Genomic DNA, 21,043 nt, shown 5'->3' with positions numbered 1-21,043 from the left:
GATCGCCGACCGCCGGGTGGGGTCAATATTGCGCGCCGATAGGGGGTCAGCTTTCCACGCCGATTGACAGCTTGGGCTCGCGCTTATGAATCTGCAGATTCATGGCTGCATCGGCGTGAAGGATGCGAAGCGGCTATGCGACCTTGGCATGGTCCTGCCAGAGCGCGTGCTAAGGACCGATACGCGTGGTGAGCCGCGTGCGTTTGAGGCCATTGAACCAGGGCTGCAGGCACTGATCGAAACAGGACGAATCGAGATTGCCAGAGCTGTGAAGCATCCATTTGTTGCGGAGACGTTTGCACGGATGCGTGGGCATTATGTCCGGCACGAGAGATTTGAACCACTGCAGGCCCGCTTCCGGCTTCTGATCGAAAAGCGACTCGCCGAAATCGCGAGCGGGCGTAACGCCGAGGCTCAGGCATCGCCCTGTCAGGGGCATCGGGAACCGGCAAGAGCTGTGCAATCGTGCAGCTCTTCGCCAGAGCCCGCAAGAATCTTGCTCTGTCATCTCTGCCGTCTGCCGCAATCATCAGGCAGAGGGTGCCCTCAACCGCCACCCTGAAGTTCGTCGGCCAAACAATCCTGCGCGCGCTTGGCTACCTGCATTACGCTTCAGACGCTGGGATCATTGTCACACGCTATCAAGACAGGCCGGTGGGGGTGGGCGCGGTTGAAAATAGCGGCGCTGGTCGATTCACGTCAGCCATCTTGCGTCCGGAGATAACGGTTCGACCTGGTACCGATATCGAGATCGCCACTGCAATCCACCAAAAAATCCATTCGGTCTGTTTTATCGCCAGATCCGTGAATTTCCCTGTCAGCTACGACCCAGAATTCGTTCCAGCTGACTGACGACCTTCTATCTTTCTTGACCGGCAGCCTGGTTCCGCATAAGCGAGGCTGCCCCTCAGCCAGCGCTCAGCCTGGACGCTCTGCGTCCCTGAACCGGCAATTCATACCTGTCGCCGCGAAATTGGCCCGGCAATGCCGGCGATCCGCTGACTTCCCCCTGAAGCCGACAACCGCAACTTTCACCCGGCACCAACGAAGCGTGCCAGCTTGCCGAGCGTCTGCAACCCCAGCTCCTCCGCTCCGAAGCCTTTGGCATTGCGGAACTCGGCCGCCGTGCTGAAGACCATCCCCAGCGTCACCCTTGTCGTGGCGTCCACCTCCTCGAACAAGGCCCAGGCATCGGCATGTTTCGGCCCGTTTTCGCCCCAGAGCAGCGCGTAGCTGATGCGGTCTTCGGCCAGGACCTCGTGGTAGAGGTGATGGTTCGGGAAGACCGTACCGTCCGGCGCGATCATGTCAAACACCCATTCGCCGCCGGTCCGCAGATCGATCCTCTTTGTACGACAGGAGAAGCCATCCGGTCCCCACCATTGCGGCAGGGTGTCCGGGTTCATCCAGGCGCCCCAGACCACCTGTCGCGGTGCCCTGATCACGCGCGGCAGTATCATGGTCCGCTCGGCCACCCCCGCCAGATTGTCCAGCCCCGCGTCGAAACCCTGTCGGTAACCCGTCTCCATATCCCCGACTTGCGAGGAAAGCTGCACCGTGACGACCAGCCTGCTGCCCTCCCCCTCGCTCACGAAATCCGCCGTCACCAGCGCTGCCGACTGCGTCTCGCCTTCGGATGAGATCAGCTCGTAGTTCACGCTGCGCATCGCGGGCTGCAATGCCAGCCAGCCGCATTCGCAGCGGATCTCAGGCTGCCCTTCCACCCTGCACAGCGAGACTTCACGTCCGCCGACCCTGGTATCGGCCGCCAGAAATTCCACCGTGACGGAGGGCGCAGGCGCAGCCCAGACTGACCGGGCGGCAGGTGCAGTCCAGGCCTGCCAGAGGGTGGAGACCGGAGCCGCCACCCGCCGCTCGAATCTCAGCGTTGCAAACCGGTCGTTCATCGCATCAGACCCTTCGCATAAGCCTCCAGCTGTGTCACCACGGTGCCCCAGCCATCGAAAAAGCCCATCTCTTCATGGGCCTTGCGGCTATCGGCGTTACGGTGGCGTGCGATCGCCGTATAGGTCGTGCCGCCCCCGGGGGCATCCGCGAGCAGCAGGATCGCGGTCATGAACGGCTCGGGCACAGGTTTCCAGCCTTCGGTATAGGTATCGGTGAAGACCAGCTTCTCGCCCGGCAATACCTCGAGATAGACACCCTTATTGTCCATCACGTTTCCATCCACCTCGAAACTCGTGTTGAACCGCCCGCCGACCCGCAGGTCGATATCAACCGCCGTCACCTTATGCGGCGCGGGAATGAAGAAATGTGGGATATGCACGGGCTGCGTCCAGCATTCCCAGATCAGCTGCCGTGGCACGGCCAGCGTGCGGACAAAGCTCAGGTCAGTGGCGGGGTCGAGGTCCGGTGTCATGTCTCGCGCTCCTTCATCAACTGCATCACATAATCGTCCAGCCGGTCGAGCCGGGCCTCCCAGAGATCCCGCTGTCCGTCGAGCCATGTCTGCATCGGGGCCAGCGCCTCGGGCACAATGGCGCAGGACCGCACTCGTCCGGTCTTCGATGTGGCGATCAGACCCGCATCCTCCAGCACCGAAAGGTGCCGCATCACCGTTGGCAGGCTCAATCCGGTCGGGTTGGCCAGTTCCGTCACCGGCGCAGAGCCTTCTGCCAGTCGCGTCAGGATCGAACGGCGGGTCGGGTCCGCCAATGCACAGAAGAGCTGCGAGAGATCGGAATCATACTTAGTCATATTGCTAACTATACTCCGCCTCGCCATCTCGACAAGGAAAAGTTTTCAATATGGCTAAGTTTCTGCCAGGTCCATCCACGCGTCCCGACAGGTGAGAGGAGACACCGGTCATTTGACGCGGAGCCTGCGACTGTTTCCTGTCGTATCAGCGTTTTCAGCCACAGGAGTGTCGGACATCCGGTGGCAGGCCAGCTGCGCGATCAAGACGGGGGTGTCCCGATCTGGCCGCTGGATGATCCGGGCCGGTTCCGTCACCCCGAACCTTCGCGCCTTTCGGCTGAGTGTTGGGGGGTCGAGGGCCCGCCCGACGGTCGGTGGGATGTGCGGGTGCCCCATATCGCGCGCGCCAGCCCCTGCGCCATCTGCGACTGGATGCAGGTCCTCAACACCCGACGCCCGCATCAGCCTCTTGCCATGCGCGCGCCAGAAGAGGCATTCTGATCAGAAGCTTAACCCTGAAGATGCGGCGGGGAACACCACAATCCCCCCCGCAGCCGGCGCCCTCAGCGCCCCTTCCAGACCGGGTCGCGTTTCTCGGCGAAGGCTTTCGCGCCTTCCAGCTGGTCTTCCGAGGAATAGAGCCGGTCCACCGTGGGCATCAGCCGTTTGGTGATGCGGTTCAGCGCGTCCTGGAAGCGCATGTTTTCCGCTTCGCGCACCACTTCCTTGATGGCGGCATAGACCAGCGGCGGGCCGGATTCCAAAAGCCGCGCCAGCTCCCAGGCCTTCGGCAGCAGCGCATCCGGCTCGCAGATTTCCTTGATCAGGCCCCAGCGGAAGGCCTCTTCGGCGTCGAACCAGCGGCCCGTGAGCAGCAGATCCATCGCCACATGATAGGGGATGCGTTTGGGAAGTTTGATCGAGGCCGCATCGGCGACCGTGCCCGAACGGATTTCCGGCAGCGCAAAGGTTGCCGTCTTTGAGGCCAGGATCAGATCCCCCGAAAGCGCGAGTTCCAGCCCGCCACCGCAGCAGATGCCCTGCACCGCGACAATCACCGGCTTGTTGAGATTGGGCAGTTCCTGCAACCCGCCAAAGCCACCAACGCCGTAATCGCCGTCAACGGCATCTCCCTCGGCGGCGGCTTTCAGATCCCAGCCGGGGCAGAAGAATTTGTCGCCGGTCGAGCGCAGGATACAGATGCGCAGGCTGTCATCATCGCGGAAATCGCGGAAGACGAGGCCCATGACGCGGCTCGTCTTCAGGCTGATCGCATTGGCCTTGGGCGCGTCGAGCGTCACTTCAAGAATGGCACCCTCGCGCCGGGTCTTCACCGGGCCTTCGACCCGCATCTGCATCTCGGCCATCAGTCTCTCCGTATCAGGGCATCCACCGCCACTGCGCCCGTCTCGCGCAATAGCACCGGATTGATTTCAATTTCTTCCAGACTGTCATCGCCTGCCATCAGATGACCCAGCCGGACGGCAATCGTGGCAAATGCCGCGACATCCGCTTTTGGCCGGCCTCGATAGCCGTCGAGCAGCGGCCAGAGCCGCAGGCGCTGCATCGCGGTCAGGATCTGCGCCTCATCCGCGGGCCAGACCAGGGTGACGGTATCCGCCAGCACTTCCGCCGTGACACCGCCCATACCAATGGTCAGGGTCAGGCCGTAAACCGGATCGCGGCCGATCCCGAGAAGCATCTCGGCGATGATCCCTGTCACCATTTCCTCGGCGAGATAGCCGGTGGCACCGGGCATCTCTGCCGCGCCCTCCAGCGAGGCAAGGCCAAGCCGCACCGCGCCCGCCTCGGTCTTATGCGCGAAACCAAGACCCTTGAGCGCGATGGGCGCCGTCAGACCCGTCGCCTGCGCCTGCAGCTCGGCAAGCGTGGCGCCGGTCACTGCGCGTGGCACCGGGATGCCGGCTGCCGCCAGCAGCGCCTTGCCCTCGGCCTCGGTCAAAAGCCTGGTCTCGCGCGGGGCGAGGGCTTTGACCGGCTCCCAGCCGGGCACGCCTTTGGGCGTCTGCGCCGCGCGGATCGCCGCCAGCGCGGTCTCAAAGCCCAAAAGCGTGCAGACGCCCTGCTCCATCAGCCCCTTCACCCGTGCCTCGCCGAAATTCTCGGAAATCGAGACCACGGGGAAGGCCGGTTTGCCGGTCGCCTTCTGCGCTGCGACGATAGAGTCGAGCGCCGGGAAATAGCTCGACGGGTCGCAGCGGTCGTCCCTTGGCATGTCGATCACATAGAGCCCGGCGTCATAGGGCTCCAGCATGGCGCTGAAAACCTCGGTGGTCTTTTCCAGATCACCCCAGATGAACGTGTTGTAATCCAGCGGGTTGGCAATGGTGACAATGGGCCCGAGCGTCGCAGAAAGCCGCGCGCGACTGGCCTCGGGCACCGGCGGGAACCCGAGCCCGAACGGCGCAGCCAGATCCGCGGCCATACCGGCCTCGCCCCCCGAACAGGACAGCGAGCAAAGCTTCGTCCCAAGGCGCGGCCCGTGGAGATGGAAGATCTTAAGCGTCTCGATCAGCTCGGAAGGGCTGTTGACCTCGGCAATCCCCAGCTGCGCGAGAAAGGCCGAAGAGGCCGCACCACCCCCCGCCAGCGAGGCCGTATGCGAGGCGGCGGCCACGCGCGAGGCCTCGGTCTTGCCGGATTTGATCGCGACCACGCCCTTGCCCATCTCTGCCGCGCGATGTGCCAGACGGGCAAAGGCGGGCGCGTCATCGATCCCCTCGATATACATTCCGATGGCGGTGACGCGCGGGTCGTCAAGCAAGGCACCCGCCAGCTCGGCCAGCCCGACCACGGCGGCATTCCCCAGACAGGCGACATAGGCGATCGGCAATCCGCGCTGCTGCATGCCAATATTGACCACAACATTCGAGGACTGGCTGAGAAGCGCCACGCCCTTTTCGACACGCATGCCGCCATGCTGATCAGGCCAGAGCAGCGCCCCGTCGAGATAATTGATCACACCGTAACAATTCGGCCCGAGGATCGGCATTTCCCCCGCTGCCGCGACGAGCTTTTGTTGCAACTCCGGCTCGCCCGCCTCGGTCCAGCCAGCCGCGAAACAGATGGCGCCACCGGCGCCACGTTCCGCAAGCTCGCGGGTGACCTCTACAGTCGCGAAACGGTTCACCCCGATAAAGGTGGCATCCGGCGCTTCGGGAAGATCCGCGACAGAGGCATAGGCCTTCAGCCCGCCGATCTCGGGCTTACTCGGATGGATCGGCCAGACCGGCCCGCCAAACCCCATCTTGCGGGTCTGTTCGATCACGTTGAGCGCCCAGCCCGCGCCAAGAACGGCGATATGCCGCGGGCGAAGTAATCTGTCGAGCCGGTTCATGGCCAGACCCCCAGCCCGTGCCCGACAAGGGGGGCTGTCTGCCCCCCACGGCGCCGCAAAGCGTCGCCTCCCCCCGAGGATATTTTCAGACAGAAAATGATAACATCCCGCCCCTTCATCCAGAGCGGGATGCCATTTCCCGTCACAGTCATCGGCGTCCCCGCCTGTACTGTGCCTCCAGCCTGATGATCAGAGGTGAATGTTCGGTTAAGTATGAACTGTGTCTGCTGCATTTTTCTGTCTCTAAATATCCCGGAGGTCCGGAGGCAGAGCCTCCGGGGGCAATCAGAAGCGGCTCAGTCGGGAGTAATGTCAGTGCTGCGATCCACATGGCCCAGATCGCGCTCGGGCCAGACATGATCGCGGATCAGCTTCTTCAGCTGTTTCGAATCCGGAAAGCCGCCCTGTTCCTTGCGATCCCAGATCACGGCGCCATCGAGCTCAATGCGAAACACTCCGCCCGTTGACGGCACCAGCGTCACCTCGCCCAGATCCTGGCCAAAGGTCTGCAGCAGTTCCTGCGCCATCCATGCCGTTCGCAGCATCCAGTTGCATTGCGTGCAATAGGTGAAGCGGACTTTCGGACCCGCAGCCTTTTCGACCGGCTCTGCCATTCACCCCCCCACCGCGCGCAACAGCTCGCGCGAGATGATGTGGCGCTGGATCTCTGAGGTGCCCTCCCAAATCCTTTCGACCCGCGCGTCACGCCAGATCCTTTCCAGTGGCAGTTCATCCATCAGCCCCATGCCGCCATGGATCTGGATCGCCTCATCCGCCACCATCGCCAGGACTTCGGTGGCCTTCAGCTTGGCCATCGACATATCGGCTTCGGTGACCCTGCCCTGGTCATATTTCCAGGCGGCCTCCCGCGTCAGCAACTCAGCCGCTTTCAGCTCCATCGCCATATCGGCGAGCTTGAAACTCACACCCTGGAATTTGCCGATCTGGCTCCCGAATTGTTTGCGTTCCGCCGAATAGGAGATCGCGTGGTCCAGCGCCCTTTCCGCCCGACCGAGACAGGTCGAGGCAACCTGCAGCCGTGTCGCCCCCAGCCAGGAATTGGCGACCTCAAAGCCCTTATGCGGCTCGCCCAGTACCTGCCGCTTGTTCACCCGGCAATCGTCGAATTCCAGCACGGCGTTGGTGTAACCACGATGGCTGACATTGCGGTAGCCGTCCCGCACAGTGAAGCCCGGAGTGCCTTTATCGACAAAAAACGCAGTGATCCGCTTTTTCGGGCCGCGCGGGGTGTCCTCTTCGCCAGTCGCCATGAAGACAATCGCAAAGCCCGCCAGATCGGCGTGGCTGATGAAATGCTTGGTCCCGTTCAGGATCCAGTCATCACCGTCTTCCCGCGCCGAGGCTTTCATGCCGCGCAGGTCTGACCCCGCCCCCGGCTCGGTCATCGCAAGGCAATCCCAGGTCTCCCCCCGAATGCACGGCATGAGATATTGCTCACGCTGCTCGGCATTGCCGGCCAGCAGAATATTTGACGGCCGCGCCACGCAGGTCCAGTGCAGCGCATAATTGGCGCGCCCCAGCTCTTTCTCATATAAAAGCCAGGACAGGGTATCGAGGCCTGCACCACCGACCTCGGCCGGCATATTTGCGGCATAAAGCCCTGCCTCAATCGCCTTTTTCTGGATCTCGCGGATCAGATCCAGCTCCAGCACGCCCGAGCGCTCCACCTCCGCCTCATGCGGGTAAAGCTCATTCTCGACGAAAGCGCGGGTCGTCTCGACGATCATCTGCTGTTCTTCGTTCAGGCCGAAATCCATGACGTCAACCCTTCTTCTGGCCAATGGCGCGGCCCGCGCCCTCGGGAAGTGGCAACCCGGCCTGGGCCTCGGCCACCGCCTTCAGCTTCGCCCAGACCTCGGGCGCCGCCCGCACGGTTTTCCCCGCCTTCATATCGACATGCAGGCAAAGCTGCTCGATGGTCGCGACCAGCTCATCGCCCTTCAGGATGCGCACGAAAGACCGGAACCGTTTCTCATCGGCCGAGATGATCTGCAGCGTGCCGGTCAGCCGGTCGCCAAGCTTTGCCTCGCCGAGATGGCGGATATGGGTCTCGGCGGAATAGTAGGAATGGCCCGCCTCGACATAATCCATCCCCGCGCCAATCAGGCGCAAAAACGCATCCGCCACTTCGGAATTGCAGAAATAATAGCGGCTCTCGGTCATATGGCCGTTATAGTCGATCCAGCCCGGCAGCACCTGCATATGCGCCAGCACGAGCGGCGCGGCTTTCGGCCCCTGATCGGTATCGGCGTGAAAGACCGCCGCCCGCCGCTCGTCATGCTCGCGCAAGACCTTGCCCGCGCCCCAGTTGCGCTCTTTCAGCGCGCGCAGGAAGCCCACGAGGTTCTGATCCCGAATCCGCTCCAGCTCGCGAATGCCATACATCCCCGATTGCGCGTCGGACTGAGATGACACCAGCTCGACCAGCTCGTCATTGAACTCGGGCACATCCATCAGCTTGGTCCAGGGCCATTTCAGCGCCGGGCCGAATTGCGCCATGAAATGCTTCATCCCGGCCTCGCCGCCCGCGATACGATAGGTCTCGAAAAGCCCCATCTGCCCCCAGCGCAGGCCAAAGCCCATGCGGATCGCCTCGTCGATTTCTTCGGTGGTGGCGACCCCGTCTTTCAGCATCCAGAGCGCCTCGCGCCAGACCGCTTCGAGGAAGCGGTTGCCCAGAAACGCGTCGATCTCCTTGCGGATCACCAACGGGAACATCCCGATGTCTTTCATGATCTGCACGGTCTTCTCAACCGTCTCGGGCGTGTTCCTCTCCGACCCCGAGATCTCCGACAAAGGCAGCAGATAGACCGGGTTGAACGGATGGGCGACGATGATGTTCTCGGGCGCCGGGCTGCCGGTTTGCAGATCAGAGGCCTTGAACCCGCTCGTCGAAGACCCGATCAGCACGCCCGGATTGGCCTGCTGCAGCTGGGCATAGACCTTGTGTTTCAGCTCGATCCGCTCGGACACAGATTCCTGCACATATTCCGCGCCCTCGACCGCCTCGGCCATGGTGCCCGCAAAACTCAGCTTCCCCTCCGGCGGCATCGGCACATCTGACAAAGCCGGCAAGGCAAGCCGCGCATTCGAGAGCACCGCATTGATCTTGCGCTCCGCCTCCGGATCGGGGTCGAACACCGCCACATCCCAGCCATTGAGCAAGAACCGCGCCGTCCAGCCTCCGCCAATGACGCCGCCACCGATAATTGCCGCTTTTCTTGTCATTTCAGGCTCCGGCCAGTTTTGAGAGATGGAATAGTCAGCGCAGCGAAGTGAAGAGCAGATACAGCCAAAAGGTAGTCAGCATCGCAAAGGAGGCAAAAAACGACAGGAGGCCAGCCTTCCCCGGTTTAAACCAGATCCCCAATACCGCACCGAAAATCGCCCCTGCGAACAGGACGCATGCAGTCAAAGCCAAGCTCGACAGAGCGAAGTATTTCAGCGAATCGGGCCCCTGGAACAGCAGCTGCGGATGAATATAGATGCTGGGAAGGAGGGAGTACGTCCCCGCAAACACACCACCTGTCAGCGCGGCCACCGCCAGAACGATCTTCAGGCGCCGCCATCCCGTCAGACCGGCCTGAAGAAATGCTGCGGACCCAACGATTCCAGACACCACCAGTATCCCAAAAAAAGTCATTTCGGCAAAGGCGCCCGCTTTTCCAGCTTCAGCCGCGCCCGCACCTCTGCCGGCGTGATCACCCGCGCGCCGAGGTTCTCGATGATCGTCACCGCGCGCTCTACCAGCTGCGCATTGGTCGCAAGCACGCCCTTGTCGAGCCAGAGATTGTCCTCGAGCCCGACCCGCACATTGCCGCCCGCGATCACGCTCGCCGCCACATAGGCCATCTGGTTGCGCCCCAAAGCAAAGGCCGACCAGTGCCAGGTTTTCGGCACATTGTTCACCATGGCCAGGAAGGTGTTCAGATCATCCGGCGCGCCCCACGGCACCCCCATGCACAGCTGCACCAGCACCGGGTCGGGGATGATTCCCTCATCCGCCAGCGCTTTCGCGAGCCAGAGATGCCCGGTGTCAAAGGCCTCGATCTCGATCCGCGTGCCCGATGCCACCATGCGCTTCGCCATATCCCGCAGCATTCCGGGTGTATTGACCATCACATAATCGGCCTCGTTGAAATTCATCGTGCCGCAATCCAGCGTGCAGATCTCGGGGCGGCATTCGACCACATGCGCCACCCGCTCGGCAGCGCCCGCCATATCGGAATGCGCCGCCATGCGGGACATGTTCTCGGTGCCGTCAAACAGCATGTCGCCGCCCATGCCGGCGGTCAGGTTCAGCACCACATCGGTGCCCGAATCGCGGATGCGCTCGGTCACTTCACGATACAGCGCCGGATCGCGCGCCGGTTTGCCGGTCTCCGGGTCGCGGACATGGCAATGCACCACTGCCGCGCCGGCCCTGGCCGCATCAATCGCCGAAGTTGCGATCTGCTCCGGCGAGCGCGGCACATGCGGGCTGCGGTCCTGCGTCCCCCCCGACCCGGTCACGGCACAGGTGATGAAAACCTCGCGGTTCATGGTCAGCGGCATAAGAGACTCTTTCTGTAGCATGGGGCCTGTTGCGCCCGAGATTATCCGGCTTGCCCGCGCACGCTTTGCGATTTACGAATTTTTCATGTCGGAAAACGCTATCTTCTCATCGGCACGCGGCCCGCTGACCATCGCGCTCCTTGTGCTGCCCCAGGCCTCGATCCTTGAGGTCGCCTCGGCGCTTGACCCTTTGCGCAACGCCAACCGCCAGCTTGGGCGCGAGGTGTTTCGCTGGCGCGTGGTCTCGCCGGATGGCCAGCCTGTCCCCCTGACCTGCGGATTATCGCTGCCCTCGGATGGGCCGCCCGGCCATGCGGTCGGCGCCGATGCGCTGATCGTGATCTCGGGCTACCGGCTTGACGAGGTCGCGACCCGCCCGCTGATCCGCGAGCTGACCCGTATCGCGCCCCGGTTCCGGCTTGTCGGCGGGGTTGACAGCGCCCCCTGGGTGCTCGCCCGCGCGGGCCTGCTGAACGGTTACCGTGCCACGGTGCATTGGGAAGACCTGGAAGACCTCGCCGCCCGCCATCCACAGATTGAGGTCGTGCCGGACCGCTTCGTGATCGACCGCAACCGCGTGACGATCGGTGGCGCGGCGCCGGCGCAGGATTTCATGCTGCATCTGATCCGCACCCGGCATGGCGCCGGCCTCGCGCGCCAGGTCGCAAACAGCTTTCTCACCGACGCCCGCCCCGGCCAGGAGCCGCAGGTCGCGCCCCTGCGCCGTGACCCTGCGCTGGACCCGCGTGTCACCGCAGCCGTGCGGCGGATGGAGGAGCGGATCGACCAGCCCGAATCCGCCGCCGCGACCGCCCGCGCCGTCGGTCTTTCGCCACGCCGGCTGGAGATCCTGTTTCGCGACTCTTTAGGCACCACCCCTGCGGCCTGGTGTCTGACGCTTCGGCTCCAGGCCGCGCGGAGGATGTTGACGGATACACAGCACCCCCTGGCGGAAGTGGCCCTGCGCACAGGGTTTTCCGGCCCCTCCACCCTGTCGCGCGCCTTCCGCAACGCCTGGGGCGAGGCCCCGGGTGCGCTGAGGAAGCACGGCAAAGCGACGACGTAAAGGTCTGAAACCGGCATTTCAGATTTCTCTTGCGTCACACCCGCGAGAGGCGTAATCCCGGCGGTGGGACACCTCCCCCCAACGAGAGCAGGCATTCATCCCTTTTTCTTCCTTTTATTCTCGATAGTTATGGATTTCATGGTCTGCTTTTGTGCGGATTTCGTGCGAAATACCGCATCCGTGATGGTGATATCGGCAATCGCGTGGGCATAGGTCCGCAGCACGACAGTCGGATCTTTCCAGCCGCCGCGCGCCGCGACCGACTTCACGTCATAGCCCTCGCGCAGCATCAGGGTCGCAAAGCCATGACGGCAGCAATGTGGGCTGCGATATGGCAGCTTGGCGCGCTCAACGGCCTTCTTCCATGGCTGGTTCACGCTGTCCCTGCCCCGATAGCCAAAGACAAGATCGGCAGGGTTACGGTTGCCGGGAATGCACGCGAGAGCCGCCACCACCTCAGCGGCAAGGTGGACAAGATGCTCTTCGTTGTTCTTGCGCGACAAGGGCACGCGGGCGGTGCGCTGCGTCAGATCGACGTCACCCCACCGCAGCGCCACGGCCTGCCCTGACCGCGCCCCCGTGCCGAGCATGAAATAGCCGAGCGCCGCCAGATGCGGCGAAGCATGCGCGGCGAAAGCGGCCATCCAGGCAGGATCCACGATTTCCTTGACCCTGGTTTCGACGGGAAAGCGCTTGACCCGGATCGGCTGGCACCAGTTCAGCCCCGCCGCGTGATTGATAATCGCCTGCGTGGGAACGATCACCTGCCGGTTTCGGGTGGCACCCTTCGCCCTCGGAAACAGCTTGAACGCCGACTGCCTGATGGCCTCGGCGCTGATGTCCCGCAAAAGAGTGTCTTTCCAGTGGGCGGCGACCTTCGCGATAAAGCGCTCGGACTTCTCTGCCTCCAGATAGGCCAGCGCCGCCTGTGCGAAGGTCACATGCGCGTGCGGCCCGTCGAGGTGGCGCTTCCATGCGGCGTTTTCGATTTCTGACGCGACCCTTTGGGCGATTTGCCGGTCAGTCGCTTTTGTAGATCCGCGTAATTCCCGACCGGAGACGGTGCCTCTGTAATGCCAGAAGCGGCCCCGCTTGAATATTGTGAGCGGCATGTGATCGCCTCCATGAAGGCCGCAACATGTTCCGGCAGCATGACCTTGGTTTTTCCAAGCTTGCAGTAGATCCCGAGTTCCCGAACCTTATCCTCCACCGCCCGCTCCGACATACGCAGATGCGCGGCCAGCTCTGCTGGCAGGACGTGCGGAGGAAGAAGCGGGTTCGAGGTCATATCAAAGGCCTGATATCCGTGTTGCCGGCGAAGCGCTGAGCGCGAGATTTTAGAGGGATGCGCCAGCCCGTCCCGAAGCTGAGCTGGCGCTTATGGGCTTCCCTGAGCCCCAAGGGTGGGAGAGGAGCGAACAAACCCACCCCCAACGATTATGCACCGGGATTTTTGAACCACGACGCATAGGAGACAAAGCGAGCATCCAGCGCCCAGACCAGCCGGAACTCCACGCCGAGAGTGTTCCAGCCCGGCTTGGACTCGATCCGGGGCGTCTTCTCGCCGTCCAGGAAGGAATATGCCAAGCCATCCACCTTCGAGGGGTTGCCGATCAGATACCAAGAAACTTCGCTGGTCAGGCCCGGCTCAACGATCAGATCGAGAGTTCCCGAGAACGGATTAACGTCGCTGGTCTTGGCAGCATTGATCTCTGCCAGAACCATCTGCGCCGAGGTTTCGAGCGCGGGCGGAACCACAAGCGCCCAGGGTTCGATCGCGTAATACTCACCCTGAGAACCACGCTGCCCGCGCAAAGCGAGGCGAGCGTTGGAAAGGCTGGTGACGCTGAGCGCGGCCCCGGTCGGGGCAAGGTTGCCATGATCCGCGTGGAAGACGGTTTTACCATCCGACATGACGTGCCCGAGGCCCACACCCGTCAGCAGCGGTGCAAGCAGGATGCGGCGGAAGCGTTCGATTGCACCGGCCCCGAGCTGCTGATTGATCTGCGACAGCATCCCCAGATCGTCATTCACAATGGCCTTCCGCGAAAGCGTGAACATCGCAGCATAGTCCCGCGGAGCGGGCTTGCGCTCGCCGCGCTCGTCGATGGTGACATGCTTGATCTCACCCGCCTCGCCGACTTCCTCGGGCATCCCCGATGCAGACAGTGACAGCAGATTGCCGCCGCGATAATCCAAGGCGGGGATTTCGTGAGCGGCAAGAGCGAGCGCAGGCATCGCCTGTTCAAGGCGACGCGCAATGGATTTGCCAAGTGCGTTCTCCAGGACCAGCGGGAAGTCGGAGCTGGTGTGGGAAGCCATCCGGGAACGGCTCACCCAATCGCGGCCACCGGCCATTTCGGCAAGCGACATGCCGGCATACTGCCGCCCAATGGTAGGGACGTGACGGGCATCCATGCGTGCAAGCAGTCCGTCAGCCATGGCGTCGATACGGCGATTTTGTTCGGCGGCGGGAGACTGGTCAAGAACGCCGTATCCCGGCTTGTGCTTCGTGACACTCGGGCCCTTACCGCGAAAATGCGCGACAACCGAACTGATCAGACGGTCGCCGGGCTTCATACGGGCTTTCGCGGGCGCCGTTTCGGGATCCTCATCGGTCTCCGGCTCGCCCTGCTCGAATGCCTGTTCAAGCAGGCGCAGGGTTTCGGCTTCGTCAACCCCGTGCATCACTGCCAGATCCACCACTGCCTGCAGGGCTTGCAGAAGATCAGGGTCGATGTCGTCCGCATCCTGCATCCGCACCGCCAACATCTCGGCAAAGCCCTTCGACAAGCCAGCGGCCTTCAGCTTGATCTGGGCGGCAGCGAGCATCCGCGCGGGCGGCGCTCCTTCGTGTTTCATCTTGAAATCAAGCGGCAACGGTCTTCTCCTTCTCTTTGACTGCGGGCGAATTGGTCACCCATCCCTTTTCGGTTGCCATCTGAACCAGCTGATCCGGCGCATGGCGGAATTTGCGATAGTCGAAAGCTGCGCAGGCAAGCGCGGCCCCGCCATCCTCAACGCGGTCGGCAAAGCGCAGCTCGACGGCTTCGGCAGCGGTCATCCAGGTTTCTGCCTTCATCCATTCTGCGATGCGCGCGACCGGATGACCCGTGTGGCGCGCATATGCCGCAGCATAGGTGTTCGTCATTTTATCCAGAGCATCAGCCGCAGATCGGTGGGCATCAGCCGTGCCATCCGCGAATGCATAGGGCTCGTGGATCATGACCATTGCGACGGCGTGAATGACCACCTCCGCAGCTGCGACCATGATCAAAGTGGCCGCCGAGGCAGCGACCCCCCGGACATGGACCGTGACGCTGCCATGCGCCTCGACGCTGGCCATCATCGCGGCGCCATCGGTGGCACTCCCGCCCAGCGAGTTGATTTGCAAGGTCACGTTGCCCGGATTGCCGGTAAGGAAAGCGGCAAGATCCGCCGGTGTGACCCCGCCCGCCCCGATCTCGCCCTCGATGGTGAAGTGCGGGATCATTTCAGCCGCCCGCGCCTGCTGCCGGAAGCGGCAGAGCCTTCTGGATACTGTGAGAGGAAAGCTGCCGCAGCAACACCCGCCCGCCCTCGGCATAGGGCGCGACCATATAGAGCCGGTGAGCAAAGGTGATTTCGCCCTCGCTTTCGGCAACAGGCTCCACCAGCGAGAACAGCTCGACCTGATGGAAGGGAGCGGGCGCGGCGTATTTCTGATGCCACATAGGATCAGTCCTCGCTCGCGATGATGGTGGGACCGCGCGGGTGGATTTGATGGAACGAAAGCCCCATGTCAGCGGCTCTCCCAATCTCGGATCGCCTGGTGTTGCTTGGCGCTGGTCCAGAAGTCGCGACATAGGCGCGAGGCATTGATCATCAAGCAGCCCCATACGTCATTTTCGACGATGGGATCGTGGGTGTAGTCGCGGCTGGCCATGCGTTCATGCGTCAGAGAGCGCGTGTTCTTGATACCATCCAAATTGACCGGAACGGCATCAATGGTGCCGTAGAAGTAGTTCCAGCCCTCCGAGAGGTCCCGCTCTTCGATCTGGAAGTCAAAGCGGCCTGCCCAGATTTCGGCGTCAATCGCGCGAAGATCGAAAACCCGGGCATTCGCATGCCCTGCGAGCGGGATGCTGATCCGCCCCAAGGCGGTTTTGGAAAACTCCATCGCGTCCTGCCACGACAGGCCATAGCGATTACGGACTTCATTCGCGCCCATGATGTAGATAACCGAGAGAGCAGAAAAGCTGCCCCAGCGTCGGATTTCTTCGGGATCATCAGGCCAGCCCCCTGTGGCAAGTTCGAGGATGCTGCGGTGACGCAGATCCTTGAGCGTGGCCATCGGGATACCCGTCACTTTTTGCACATCGCTGATACGCACTGGCACCTCCATAAATGGGTTGATGATCCATCCATAATAAAAACGGGTGGATCGTCAACCCATTTTGACACTTACTTCACCCCGTAGGAGGTGGGCACGGCTGCACTGACCTTCCGCCGCGAGCGGCAAGCACCTTTGCCGCGAGGTCCTGAGCATCAGCGGCATATCGCTCTACGGCACTAGCCAGTGCGCAATGCTCCCGCTCGTTCGACATGCTGTTATCACCCTCGGCTAGCAGGCAGGCGAGCAACGACGAGAGACCGGCCAGCATGTGAAGATGGCTTTCAAGATTGTCGTAGACGCCCATGAAATCGCCAGAACTCTTGTTAAGAACGTTGATCGGGCTCATCGCATTCATGCTTCGTCGCCTTCTCCTGCGAACCATTCCTGCCGCCGGGCGCAGTCAGCCATGACCATGCTGCGCAGATCACCCATGAAGATGAAATCGAGGCTCGCTCCCGTGCGCCGCACGAAGTCCATGACCTCGGGTGCGGGGCAATCATCTTCATCGACCAGTCGCGCGGGCGGCTCGCCCCCCAGCACCTCGGCAACATAGGCGGCGCGGCGGGCGGAGATGTCGTAGTTCAGCGAGCCTTCGTCTTGAAAGAGGTCCGAGATATCGAACTTACGAACCCGGCGATGGGTTGCGGCTGGAAAAGCGGTATCGGTCCCGCAAACGGGGGTCATGGCGTTCATATTTTCATCCTTTGTCAGGTGGTCGATTGAAGTTCGGATCGCGCCATCGCGGCGCGCAGCGCTCTGATAACCTCTGAATTTTGGCTAGCGCCGTTCTTTTGCGCCTCGGCCTGAAGCCAAGCCTTCAGATCGGACGGCAGGCGGAGCTGCATCGGTTTCCGGTCGGTCATACTCTTGCCCAAATATGGCTCAATGATATTATTGATGGCTCACAGCCATCATTGTGTCAATCTCAAATTATGGCTGTATGCCATCATGACTGAAAGAAAGCCGCAGACTCAGGACAAATTCATTCTTCGCCTTCCCGATGGGATGCGCGAGCGGATCAAGGCTGCGGCAGAGGCCAACAACAGGTCGATGAACTCCGAGGTCCTCGCCCTGCTGGAAGAGAAATTCCCGGTGCGGAATGTCATGGGGGATGCCGGGAAGTGGATCGATCACATCCACGCCGCCGAGAGCGAGGCCGAACTCGATCAGCGCCTGGCCGAAGCGAATACCTGGGCAATGCAGTTCCGCGACCGGAACGTGATCGGCTTCGAAAAGCTGCCGGGTGAGCAAGGTTCGCGCGTGATGATCGTGGTTGACCGGTACCGCCCGCCACCGGTCAACAAGCCCTGAAAACCCGTACCGAAGTGTAACGCGCGCATTTTCAGGGATAACAGACTGATGCGCCTAAATATTTCGGCTATTTTCTGAGTGTAACGAAGACAATTTACATTTCCTGCCAGTGTTACACACCAGCATGGTCTGGGCGCTTGTGATAAACCTGTGCCACAGGCTACCATTCCAGCCGAATAGACAGCGTCGTATTCATGAGCGGCCAGAGCAGGGCGGAGGGCAGTAAGGGGATGGAACACAGCCAGACAGCACGCAAGGCGTCGCCTGGAAGACCATCGAAGAACCTGACCCGATCCCGGCCTGAACTGAGCGAAACAGGCACGAATACTGTAGGCCATGCGCAGCAAAACAAATGATAGACCAGCTTCATGATTTTTATAAAAACCTGATTGAATTCAACTTTGTACGGCGCGACCTCCAAGCCCAGGAATCTATGGTGCTCTGGGCGAGGGTCATGACAATCGTTTCGGCAATTGGGTCTGTTGGGGTTCTTATCTCCTTATGGTTCAGCCGCCGAGCCGTTCAAGTCGCGATGGCAGCAGGCCGGGATCAGACGCGGGCCTATGTGGAGGCCTCTGGCTGTGACATCGCCTACGCTGGAAAGATGAGGACACCCACAGCCAATGGAGACAATGAGGGGTTTTACCTGCGATTGAGCGTCGAGAACTTCGGTGCGACCCCTGCAACCTGGTTCAAGGTGTCAGGATCTGCCTTTGTCCGCAAATATCGCGAAGATGGCTATGATGATCACATGACAGTTTCGATGTCAGACGAGGCTACGTGGCAGAGTGTCTTCCCCGGGCATCCCAAAACACTCGCATTCACGCAAGCGGAAGGGGCAGAACTTATCCACTGGGCGGCACGAAATGACACTGACGAGTCCCTTCGCTGCATTCTCGTGGCGAAGGGCAAGGTCAGTTACGGCACAATTCACGGTGACACGCGGCATGCCGATTTTAGCTTCCTTCAAGACGGATACCGCATCGCGAACCACATTCGGGAAAGACGCCAAAGACGCTTTGCTGATAACCGCAATGAACTCCCGCCTGTCGAGCCTCTGAAAATGGGTTTCTCGCCCCAGAAGATAGCTGAGTGATCTCTTCAGCCGCGCAAGATGCCGCAGAAAGGATCGGCTGGCCAGTAAAGCTTGTGTGGTACACAGTGGCTAAGAGGCCAGTTATTCCCCCCATCGGTCAGGTGGTGGTTGCGGTGGCGACGGCCGACCAGGCCGAAGCATTGCCAAGGCTGTCGCGGGCGCGCAGCCAGTAATAGCGGGGGACCGAAGCGGTCAGCCCGGCCTCAGCGTAGCCACGGTCACATTCGGCCCGGCGACTGCAGGGCAATTTCGTGCCCAGAGGCGCTTCCCGGAGTGCGCCCAAGACGATTTCACTGCCGTGAACCGCAACTCAAGCATAGTTACACATGGGCGGAGCAGTTGATCCATAATCAATTGCTGCTTGACTATGCAGCGCATTCGCAGTGCATAAGTGCGTTTCCTTGATTGTGGAATTTTCCACCAAAATCGGTGCACGAGAATGGTCGGCAGAAGCGGCACATACGTTCAGCAGCTTGAAGGCTACAAAGCCTTCATACCCAAAAACCTTCCCCCGTCCCCGCCGGTCGAGTTTGATGACGAGCTGCGCACACTGCTGTCAAAGGCTGATCGGGCCGTCGGTCGGCTGGATGGCTCCATAGAAGCACTGCCGAACCCCGAATTGTTCGTCTTCATGTATGTCCGCAAGGAAGCCGTGCTCTCGTCGCAGATCGAAGGCACCCAAGCCTCGCTGGGCGATGTGCTGGAGGTCGAGGCCCAGATCTTTGATCCGCTCCGGCCTGACGACACATCCGAGATCCTGAACTATGTCGAGGCGGTGAATTACGGCCTGGAACGGCTGAAAGAACTGCCGATGTCGCTTCGGCTGATCCGCGAAATCCATGCCCATCTTATGGACGGGGTAAGGGGCCAACATGCCACACCCGGGGAGTTTCGTCGCACCCAGAACTGGATCGGGTCCGCAGGCGTGTCTCTCAACTCGGCAACCTTCGTGCCACCGCCACCGTCCGAGCTGCCGGGACTACTGTCCGAGTTCGAACGGTATCTTCACGCAAATGATGATCTGCCACTGCTGATCCGGCTGGGCCTGATACATGCCCATTTCGAGACCCTGCACCCGTTTCTTGACGGCAATGGGCGCATGGGGCGTCTTCTGATCACGTTCTGCCTGTGTGAGCAGGAGGTGCTGACGAAGCCCGTGCTCTATCTGTCGCATTACCTCAAGCAGAACAGGATGAGGTATTACGATCTGTTGCAGGCGGTGCGCGACGAGGGTGCATGGGAGCCTTGGCTGAAGTTCTTTCTGCGCGGCGTAGGCGAGGTGGCGAACGAAGCCAGCACAACAGCCCGCAAGATCGTCCAGATGCGTGAGAGCCACCGCCAGGCGATCATACAGACGCTGGGAAAGGGCGCGGGCAACGGCCTGAAACTGTTGGAGACAATGTATAATCGACCCTATTTCAAGGTGGCAACGGTGCAAAAGCTGCTCCAGGTGTCATCGCAGGCGGCAAATACCCTGACTGAAAAACTGGAAGGGCTGGGGTTGATCGTCGAGACAACCGGGAACAAGCGTAACCGGATCTTCCGCTATGACCCCTACGTTTCGCTGTTCCTTGATTGAGCCACGCCGAACCCCAACAACAACCACTACTTTTCTGATCTGAACTTCCGGCGATAACGCCCCCGGATCGGGGTGCGAATTACCCGCGTGCGAACCCCATCCAGGAAGGACCCGCGCCATCAGATCCGCAGCCCGGCGCGCAAAAGGTCCTGCTCATGCACCAATCCACCCCGGATCATGCAAGCCGCCACTTCGGCGCTGATCCCGGTCGGAGGGATATAGGCCCCAGCCTTCACCTTCTTGGCCCAGAACGCCGCCGCATCGCGCACGGCGTCCGAGCGCGCGGCCACTGGGGTATCTGCCTTGTAGTCCTCCCAGCGGCGCTGATCGAGCCAGTTATCCGCATAGGCCACATACTGAGCCTTGTTCCCTGCGTTCTCTGCCCGATAGCGCTCTGCTGCCTGCGCGATCACGTCAGGATGGTTGCCAGCGCCTACCGCCTGAGCGAACAGCTTCTCAGCCCTCTTCCGATCCCTCTGCCTCGGGTGAGCCTTCCAGAACTTCTCGAAGCCATCCGGCGTGTGTGCGGCATCGCCGCCGACACAAGGTTCCCTTACTGGTTCCTTTACAAGGTTAGTGTCGGAAATTCCGACACGGCTTTTCGGGTCTGTGTCGGTTTTTCCGACACGGAATTTTGAGGCGCGCAGGTTGTGTGTCCGGGCGGTGCAGGCGGCGGATCACCGCCATCATCAGTATCGCAATCCGGGCCGCCGAAATCAGCTTCGAAGCCGAGCTTGTAGCGGGTCGGGCGCTGGCGCTTCGTCTTTGGATCAATCGAACGAACACGACGAATCAGCCCCTGCTCTTCCAGGTGCGCGAGCTGCACGTTGACGGTATCGCGGTTCATCTCACAGGCATCAGCAAGAAATGCCTGCGTCGGAAAGCAGCCATAGGCAGGGTTGTGGCAATCGGCCAGGACAAGCAAAATGATCTTGGCAGACGGCTTCAGGCCGCGCTGCGAGAATGCCCAGTTGGTAGCGACATGGCTCATGCCGAGATCCTCCCGGTTGCAGCGCGCGCGGCGG

27 protein-coding genes are annotated in these 21,043 nt (G+C 61.5%); 5 read left to right on the top strand and 22 right to left on the bottom strand.

Annotation, left to right across the window (positions count from 1 at the left end; translation table 11 throughout):
* Positions 1-465 precede the first annotated feature (465 nt).
* Positions 466-852: a hypothetical protein gene (locus JC607_RS10930; RefSeq protein WP_198836951.1), complete on the top strand. Its 387-nt coding sequence runs from the start codon at positions 466-468 to the stop codon at positions 850-852.
* A gap of 179 nt (positions 853-1,031) precedes the next feature.
* Here JC607_RS10930 and JC607_RS10925 read toward each other — a convergent pair whose 3' ends face one another.
* From JC607_RS10925 to JC607_RS10880, 10 genes are all read right to left on the bottom strand, one after another.
* The gene (locus JC607_RS10925; protein WP_198836950.1) at positions 1,032-1,907 is read right to left on the bottom strand and encodes an SRPBCC family protein; all 876 of its coding nucleotides are present in this window, start codon (positions 1,905-1,907) and stop codon (positions 1,032-1,034) included.
* Positions 1,904-2,380, bottom strand: a complete 477-nt coding sequence (locus JC607_RS10920; RefSeq protein WP_198836949.1) for an SRPBCC family protein — start codon at positions 2,378-2,380, stop codon at positions 1,904-1,906. The genes JC607_RS10925 and JC607_RS10920 overlap by 4 nt, the downstream gene beginning before the upstream one ends.
* Positions 2,377-2,718: a helix-turn-helix transcriptional regulator gene (locus JC607_RS10915; RefSeq protein WP_198836948.1), complete on the bottom strand. Its 342-nt coding sequence runs from the start codon at positions 2,716-2,718 to the stop codon at positions 2,377-2,379. Before JC607_RS10915 ends, JC607_RS10920 begins: the two co-directional genes overlap by 4 nt.
* Positions 2,719-3,221: 503 nt before the next feature.
* Entirely contained in the window at positions 3,222-4,025 is an 804-nt protein-coding gene (locus tag JC607_RS10910; RefSeq protein WP_198836947.1) for a carnitinyl-CoA dehydratase, read from the bottom strand.
* Positions 4,025-6,016 (bottom strand): acetate--CoA ligase family protein, encoded by a 1,992-nt coding sequence (locus tag JC607_RS10905; protein WP_198836946.1) that lies wholly within the window; start codon positions 6,014-6,016, stop codon positions 4,025-4,027. The genes JC607_RS10910 and JC607_RS10905 overlap by 1 nt, the downstream gene beginning before the upstream one ends.
* Before the next feature lie 296 nt (positions 6,017-6,312).
* Positions 6,313-6,630: a SelT/SelW/SelH family protein gene (locus JC607_RS10900; protein WP_198836945.1), complete on the bottom strand. Its 318-nt coding sequence runs from the start codon at positions 6,628-6,630 to the stop codon at positions 6,313-6,315.
* Entirely contained in the window at positions 6,631-7,794 is a 1,164-nt protein-coding gene (locus JC607_RS10895; protein WP_198836944.1) for an acyl-CoA dehydrogenase family protein, read from the bottom strand.
* Between the two features lie 4 nt (positions 7,795-7,798).
* A complete protein-coding gene (locus JC607_RS10890; protein ID WP_198836943.1) occupies positions 7,799-9,265 on the bottom strand; it encodes a carnitine 3-dehydrogenase in 1,467 nt (488 codons plus the stop codon).
* 34 nt (positions 9,266-9,299) lie between these two features.
* A complete protein-coding gene (locus JC607_RS10885) occupies positions 9,300-9,656 on the bottom strand; it encodes a hypothetical protein (protein WP_198836942.1) in 357 nt (118 codons plus the stop codon).
* Between the two features lie 20 nt (positions 9,657-9,676).
* The gene (locus JC607_RS10880; RefSeq protein ID WP_198836941.1) at positions 9,677-10,591 is read right to left on the bottom strand and encodes a 3-keto-5-aminohexanoate cleavage protein; all 915 of its coding nucleotides are present in this window, start codon (positions 10,589-10,591) and stop codon (positions 9,677-9,679) included.
* Between the two features lie 19 nt (positions 10,592-10,610).
* Here JC607_RS10880 and JC607_RS10875 point away from each other — a divergent pair, with 19 nt between their 5' ends.
* Entirely contained in the window at positions 10,611-11,657 is a 1,047-nt protein-coding gene (locus JC607_RS10875) for a GlxA family transcriptional regulator (protein WP_233092854.1), read from the top strand.
* 95 nt (positions 11,658-11,752) lie between these two features.
* Here the strand turns inward: JC607_RS10875 and JC607_RS26020 are convergent, their stop codons facing one another.
* From JC607_RS26020 to JC607_RS10830, 9 genes are all read right to left on the bottom strand, one after another.
* Positions 11,753-12,598 carry a site-specific integrase gene (locus JC607_RS26020; protein WP_198836940.1) on the bottom strand — a complete coding sequence of 282 codons (846 nt, stop codon included), beginning with the start codon at positions 12,596-12,598 and terminating at the stop codon, positions 11,753-11,755.
* A complete protein-coding gene (locus JC607_RS10865) occupies positions 12,595-12,867 on the bottom strand; it encodes a hypothetical protein (RefSeq protein WP_198836939.1) in 273 nt (90 codons plus the stop codon). The genes JC607_RS26020 and JC607_RS10865 overlap by 4 nt, the downstream gene beginning before the upstream one ends.
* A 227-nt stretch (positions 12,868-13,094) precedes the next feature.
* Positions 13,095-14,537: a Mu-like prophage major head subunit gpT family protein gene (locus JC607_RS10860; protein ID WP_233092853.1), complete on the bottom strand. Its 1,443-nt coding sequence runs from the start codon at positions 14,535-14,537 to the stop codon at positions 13,095-13,097.
* Positions 14,527-15,150, bottom strand: coding sequence for a head maturation protease, ClpP-related (locus JC607_RS10855; protein ID WP_198836938.1), 624 nt, complete (start codon positions 15,148-15,150; stop codon positions 14,527-14,529). Before JC607_RS10855 ends, JC607_RS10860 begins: the two co-directional genes overlap by 11 nt.
* 1 nt (position 15,151) lies before the next feature.
* Complete coding sequence (locus JC607_RS10850; RefSeq protein WP_198836937.1) at positions 15,152-15,370, bottom strand: hypothetical protein; 219 nt, start codon at positions 15,368-15,370, stop codon at positions 15,152-15,154.
* A gap of 68 nt (positions 15,371-15,438) precedes the next feature.
* Positions 15,439-16,029 (bottom strand): hypothetical protein, encoded by a 591-nt coding sequence (locus JC607_RS10845; protein WP_198836936.1) that lies wholly within the window; start codon positions 16,027-16,029, stop codon positions 15,439-15,441.
* Positions 16,030-16,105: 76 nt separating this feature from the next.
* The gene (locus JC607_RS10840) at positions 16,106-16,387 is read right to left on the bottom strand and encodes a hypothetical protein (RefSeq protein WP_198836935.1); all 282 of its coding nucleotides are present in this window, start codon (positions 16,385-16,387) and stop codon (positions 16,106-16,108) included.
* Positions 16,384-16,725, bottom strand: coding sequence for a hypothetical protein (locus tag JC607_RS10835; protein WP_198836934.1), 342 nt, complete (start codon positions 16,723-16,725; stop codon positions 16,384-16,386). The genes JC607_RS10840 and JC607_RS10835 overlap by 4 nt, the downstream gene beginning before the upstream one ends.
* Before the next feature lie 14 nt (positions 16,726-16,739).
* Entirely contained in the window at positions 16,740-16,895 is a 156-nt protein-coding gene (locus JC607_RS10830) for an Arc family DNA-binding protein (protein ID WP_198836933.1), read from the bottom strand.
* Between the two features lie 34 nt (positions 16,896-16,929).
* On the opposite strand from JC607_RS10830, the gene JC607_RS10825 reads away from it, so the two are divergent.
* On the top strand, positions 16,930-17,343 hold the full coding sequence (locus JC607_RS10825; protein WP_233092852.1) for an Arc family DNA-binding protein: 414 nt from the start codon (positions 16,930-16,932) through the stop codon (positions 17,341-17,343).
* A 352-nt stretch (positions 17,344-17,695) separates the two neighbouring features.
* Positions 17,696-18,439, top strand: coding sequence for a hypothetical protein (locus JC607_RS10820; RefSeq protein WP_198836932.1), 744 nt, complete (start codon positions 17,696-17,698; stop codon positions 18,437-18,439).
* A 97-nt stretch (positions 18,440-18,536) separates the two neighbouring features.
* Here JC607_RS10820 and JC607_RS10815 read toward each other — a convergent pair whose 3' ends face one another.
* On the bottom strand, positions 18,537-18,722 hold the full coding sequence (locus tag JC607_RS10815) for a hypothetical protein (protein WP_198836931.1): 186 nt from the start codon (positions 18,720-18,722) through the stop codon (positions 18,537-18,539).
* 156 nt (positions 18,723-18,878) lie between these two features.
* Between JC607_RS10815 and JC607_RS10810 the strand changes: the two genes are divergently transcribed.
* Complete coding sequence (locus JC607_RS10810; protein WP_198836930.1) at positions 18,879-20,018, top strand: Fic family protein; 1,140 nt, start codon at positions 18,879-18,881, stop codon at positions 20,016-20,018.
* 119 nt (positions 20,019-20,137) lie between these two features.
* Here JC607_RS10810 and JC607_RS10805 read toward each other — a convergent pair whose 3' ends face one another.
* Positions 20,138-20,371, bottom strand: a complete 234-nt coding sequence (locus JC607_RS10805) for a hypothetical protein (RefSeq protein WP_198836929.1) — start codon at positions 20,369-20,371, stop codon at positions 20,138-20,140.
* Positions 20,372-20,583: 212 nt separating this feature from the next.
* Positions 20,584-21,009 carry a helix-turn-helix domain-containing protein gene (locus JC607_RS26015; RefSeq protein WP_198836928.1) on the bottom strand — a complete coding sequence of 142 codons (426 nt, stop codon included), beginning with the start codon at positions 21,007-21,009 and terminating at the stop codon, positions 20,584-20,586.
* Positions 21,010-21,043 lie beyond the last annotated feature (34 nt).

The organism is Paracoccus sp. IB05 (genome assembly GCF_016405985.1).
Classification (GTDB): Bacteria; Pseudomonadota; Alphaproteobacteria; order Rhodobacterales; family Rhodobacteraceae; genus Pseudogemmobacter.
The sequence above is the reverse complement of the archived record's forward strand: the minus strand, read 5'-3'. Positions and strand labels throughout refer to the sequence as shown.

Excerpts from the sequence above, each read along its gene's own strand:
- JC607_RS10925 (WP_198836950.1), bottom strand. The coding sequence starts at position 1,907 with ATGAACGACCGGTTTGCAACGCTGAGATTCGAGCGGCGGGTGGCGGCT.
- JC607_RS10920 (WP_198836949.1), bottom strand. The coding sequence starts at position 2,380 with ATGACACCGGACCTCGACCCCGCCACTGACCTGAGCTTTGTCCGCACG.
- JC607_RS10915 (WP_198836948.1), bottom strand. The coding sequence starts at position 2,718 with ATGACTAAGTATGATTCCGATCTCTCGCAGCTCTTCTGTGCATTGGCG.
- JC607_RS10910 (WP_198836947.1), bottom strand. The coding sequence starts at position 4,025 with ATGGCCGAGATGCAGATGCGGGTCGAAGGCCCGGTGAAGACCCGGCGC.
- JC607_RS10905 (WP_198836946.1), bottom strand. The coding sequence starts at position 6,016 with ATGAACCGGCTCGACAGATTACTTCGCCCGCGGCATATCGCCGTTCTT.
- JC607_RS10900 (WP_198836945.1), bottom strand. The coding sequence starts at position 6,630 with ATGGCAGAGCCGGTCGAAAAGGCTGCGGGTCCGAAAGTCCGCTTCACC.
- JC607_RS10895 (WP_198836944.1), bottom strand. The coding sequence starts at position 7,794 with ATGGATTTCGGCCTGAACGAAGAACAGCAGATGATCGTCGAGACGACC.
- JC607_RS10890 (WP_198836943.1), bottom strand. The coding sequence starts at position 9,265 with ATGACAAGAAAAGCGGCAATTATCGGTGGCGGCGTCATTGGCGGAGGC.
- JC607_RS10880 (WP_198836941.1), bottom strand. The coding sequence starts at position 10,591 with ATGCCGCTGACCATGAACCGCGAGGTTTTCATCACCTGTGCCGTGACC.
- JC607_RS10875 (WP_233092854.1), top strand. The coding sequence starts at position 10,611 with ATGGGGCCTGTTGCGCCCGAGATTATCCGGCTTGCCCGCGCACGCTTT.
- JC607_RS10855 (WP_198836938.1), bottom strand. The coding sequence starts at position 15,150 with ATGATCCCGCACTTCACCATCGAGGGCGAGATCGGGGCGGGCGGGGTC.
- JC607_RS10850 (WP_198836937.1), bottom strand. The coding sequence starts at position 15,370 with ATGTGGCATCAGAAATACGCCGCGCCCGCTCCCTTCCATCAGGTCGAG.
- JC607_RS10840 (WP_198836935.1), bottom strand. The coding sequence starts at position 16,387 with ATGAATGCGATGAGCCCGATCAACGTTCTTAACAAGAGTTCTGGCGAT.
- JC607_RS10835 (WP_198836934.1), bottom strand. The coding sequence starts at position 16,725 with ATGAACGCCATGACCCCCGTTTGCGGGACCGATACCGCTTTTCCAGCC.
- JC607_RS10830 (WP_198836933.1), bottom strand. The coding sequence starts at position 16,895 with ATGACCGACCGGAAACCGATGCAGCTCCGCCTGCCGTCCGATCTGAAG.
- JC607_RS10825 (WP_233092852.1), top strand. The coding sequence starts at position 16,930 with ATGGCTCACAGCCATCATTGTGTCAATCTCAAATTATGGCTGTATGCC.
- JC607_RS10820 (WP_198836932.1), top strand. The coding sequence starts at position 17,696 with ATGATAGACCAGCTTCATGATTTTTATAAAAACCTGATTGAATTCAAC.
- JC607_RS10810 (WP_198836930.1), top strand. The coding sequence starts at position 18,879 with ATGGTCGGCAGAAGCGGCACATACGTTCAGCAGCTTGAAGGCTACAAA.
- JC607_RS26015 (WP_198836928.1), bottom strand. The coding sequence starts at position 21,009 with ATGAGCCATGTCGCTACCAACTGGGCATTCTCGCAGCGCGGCCTGAAG.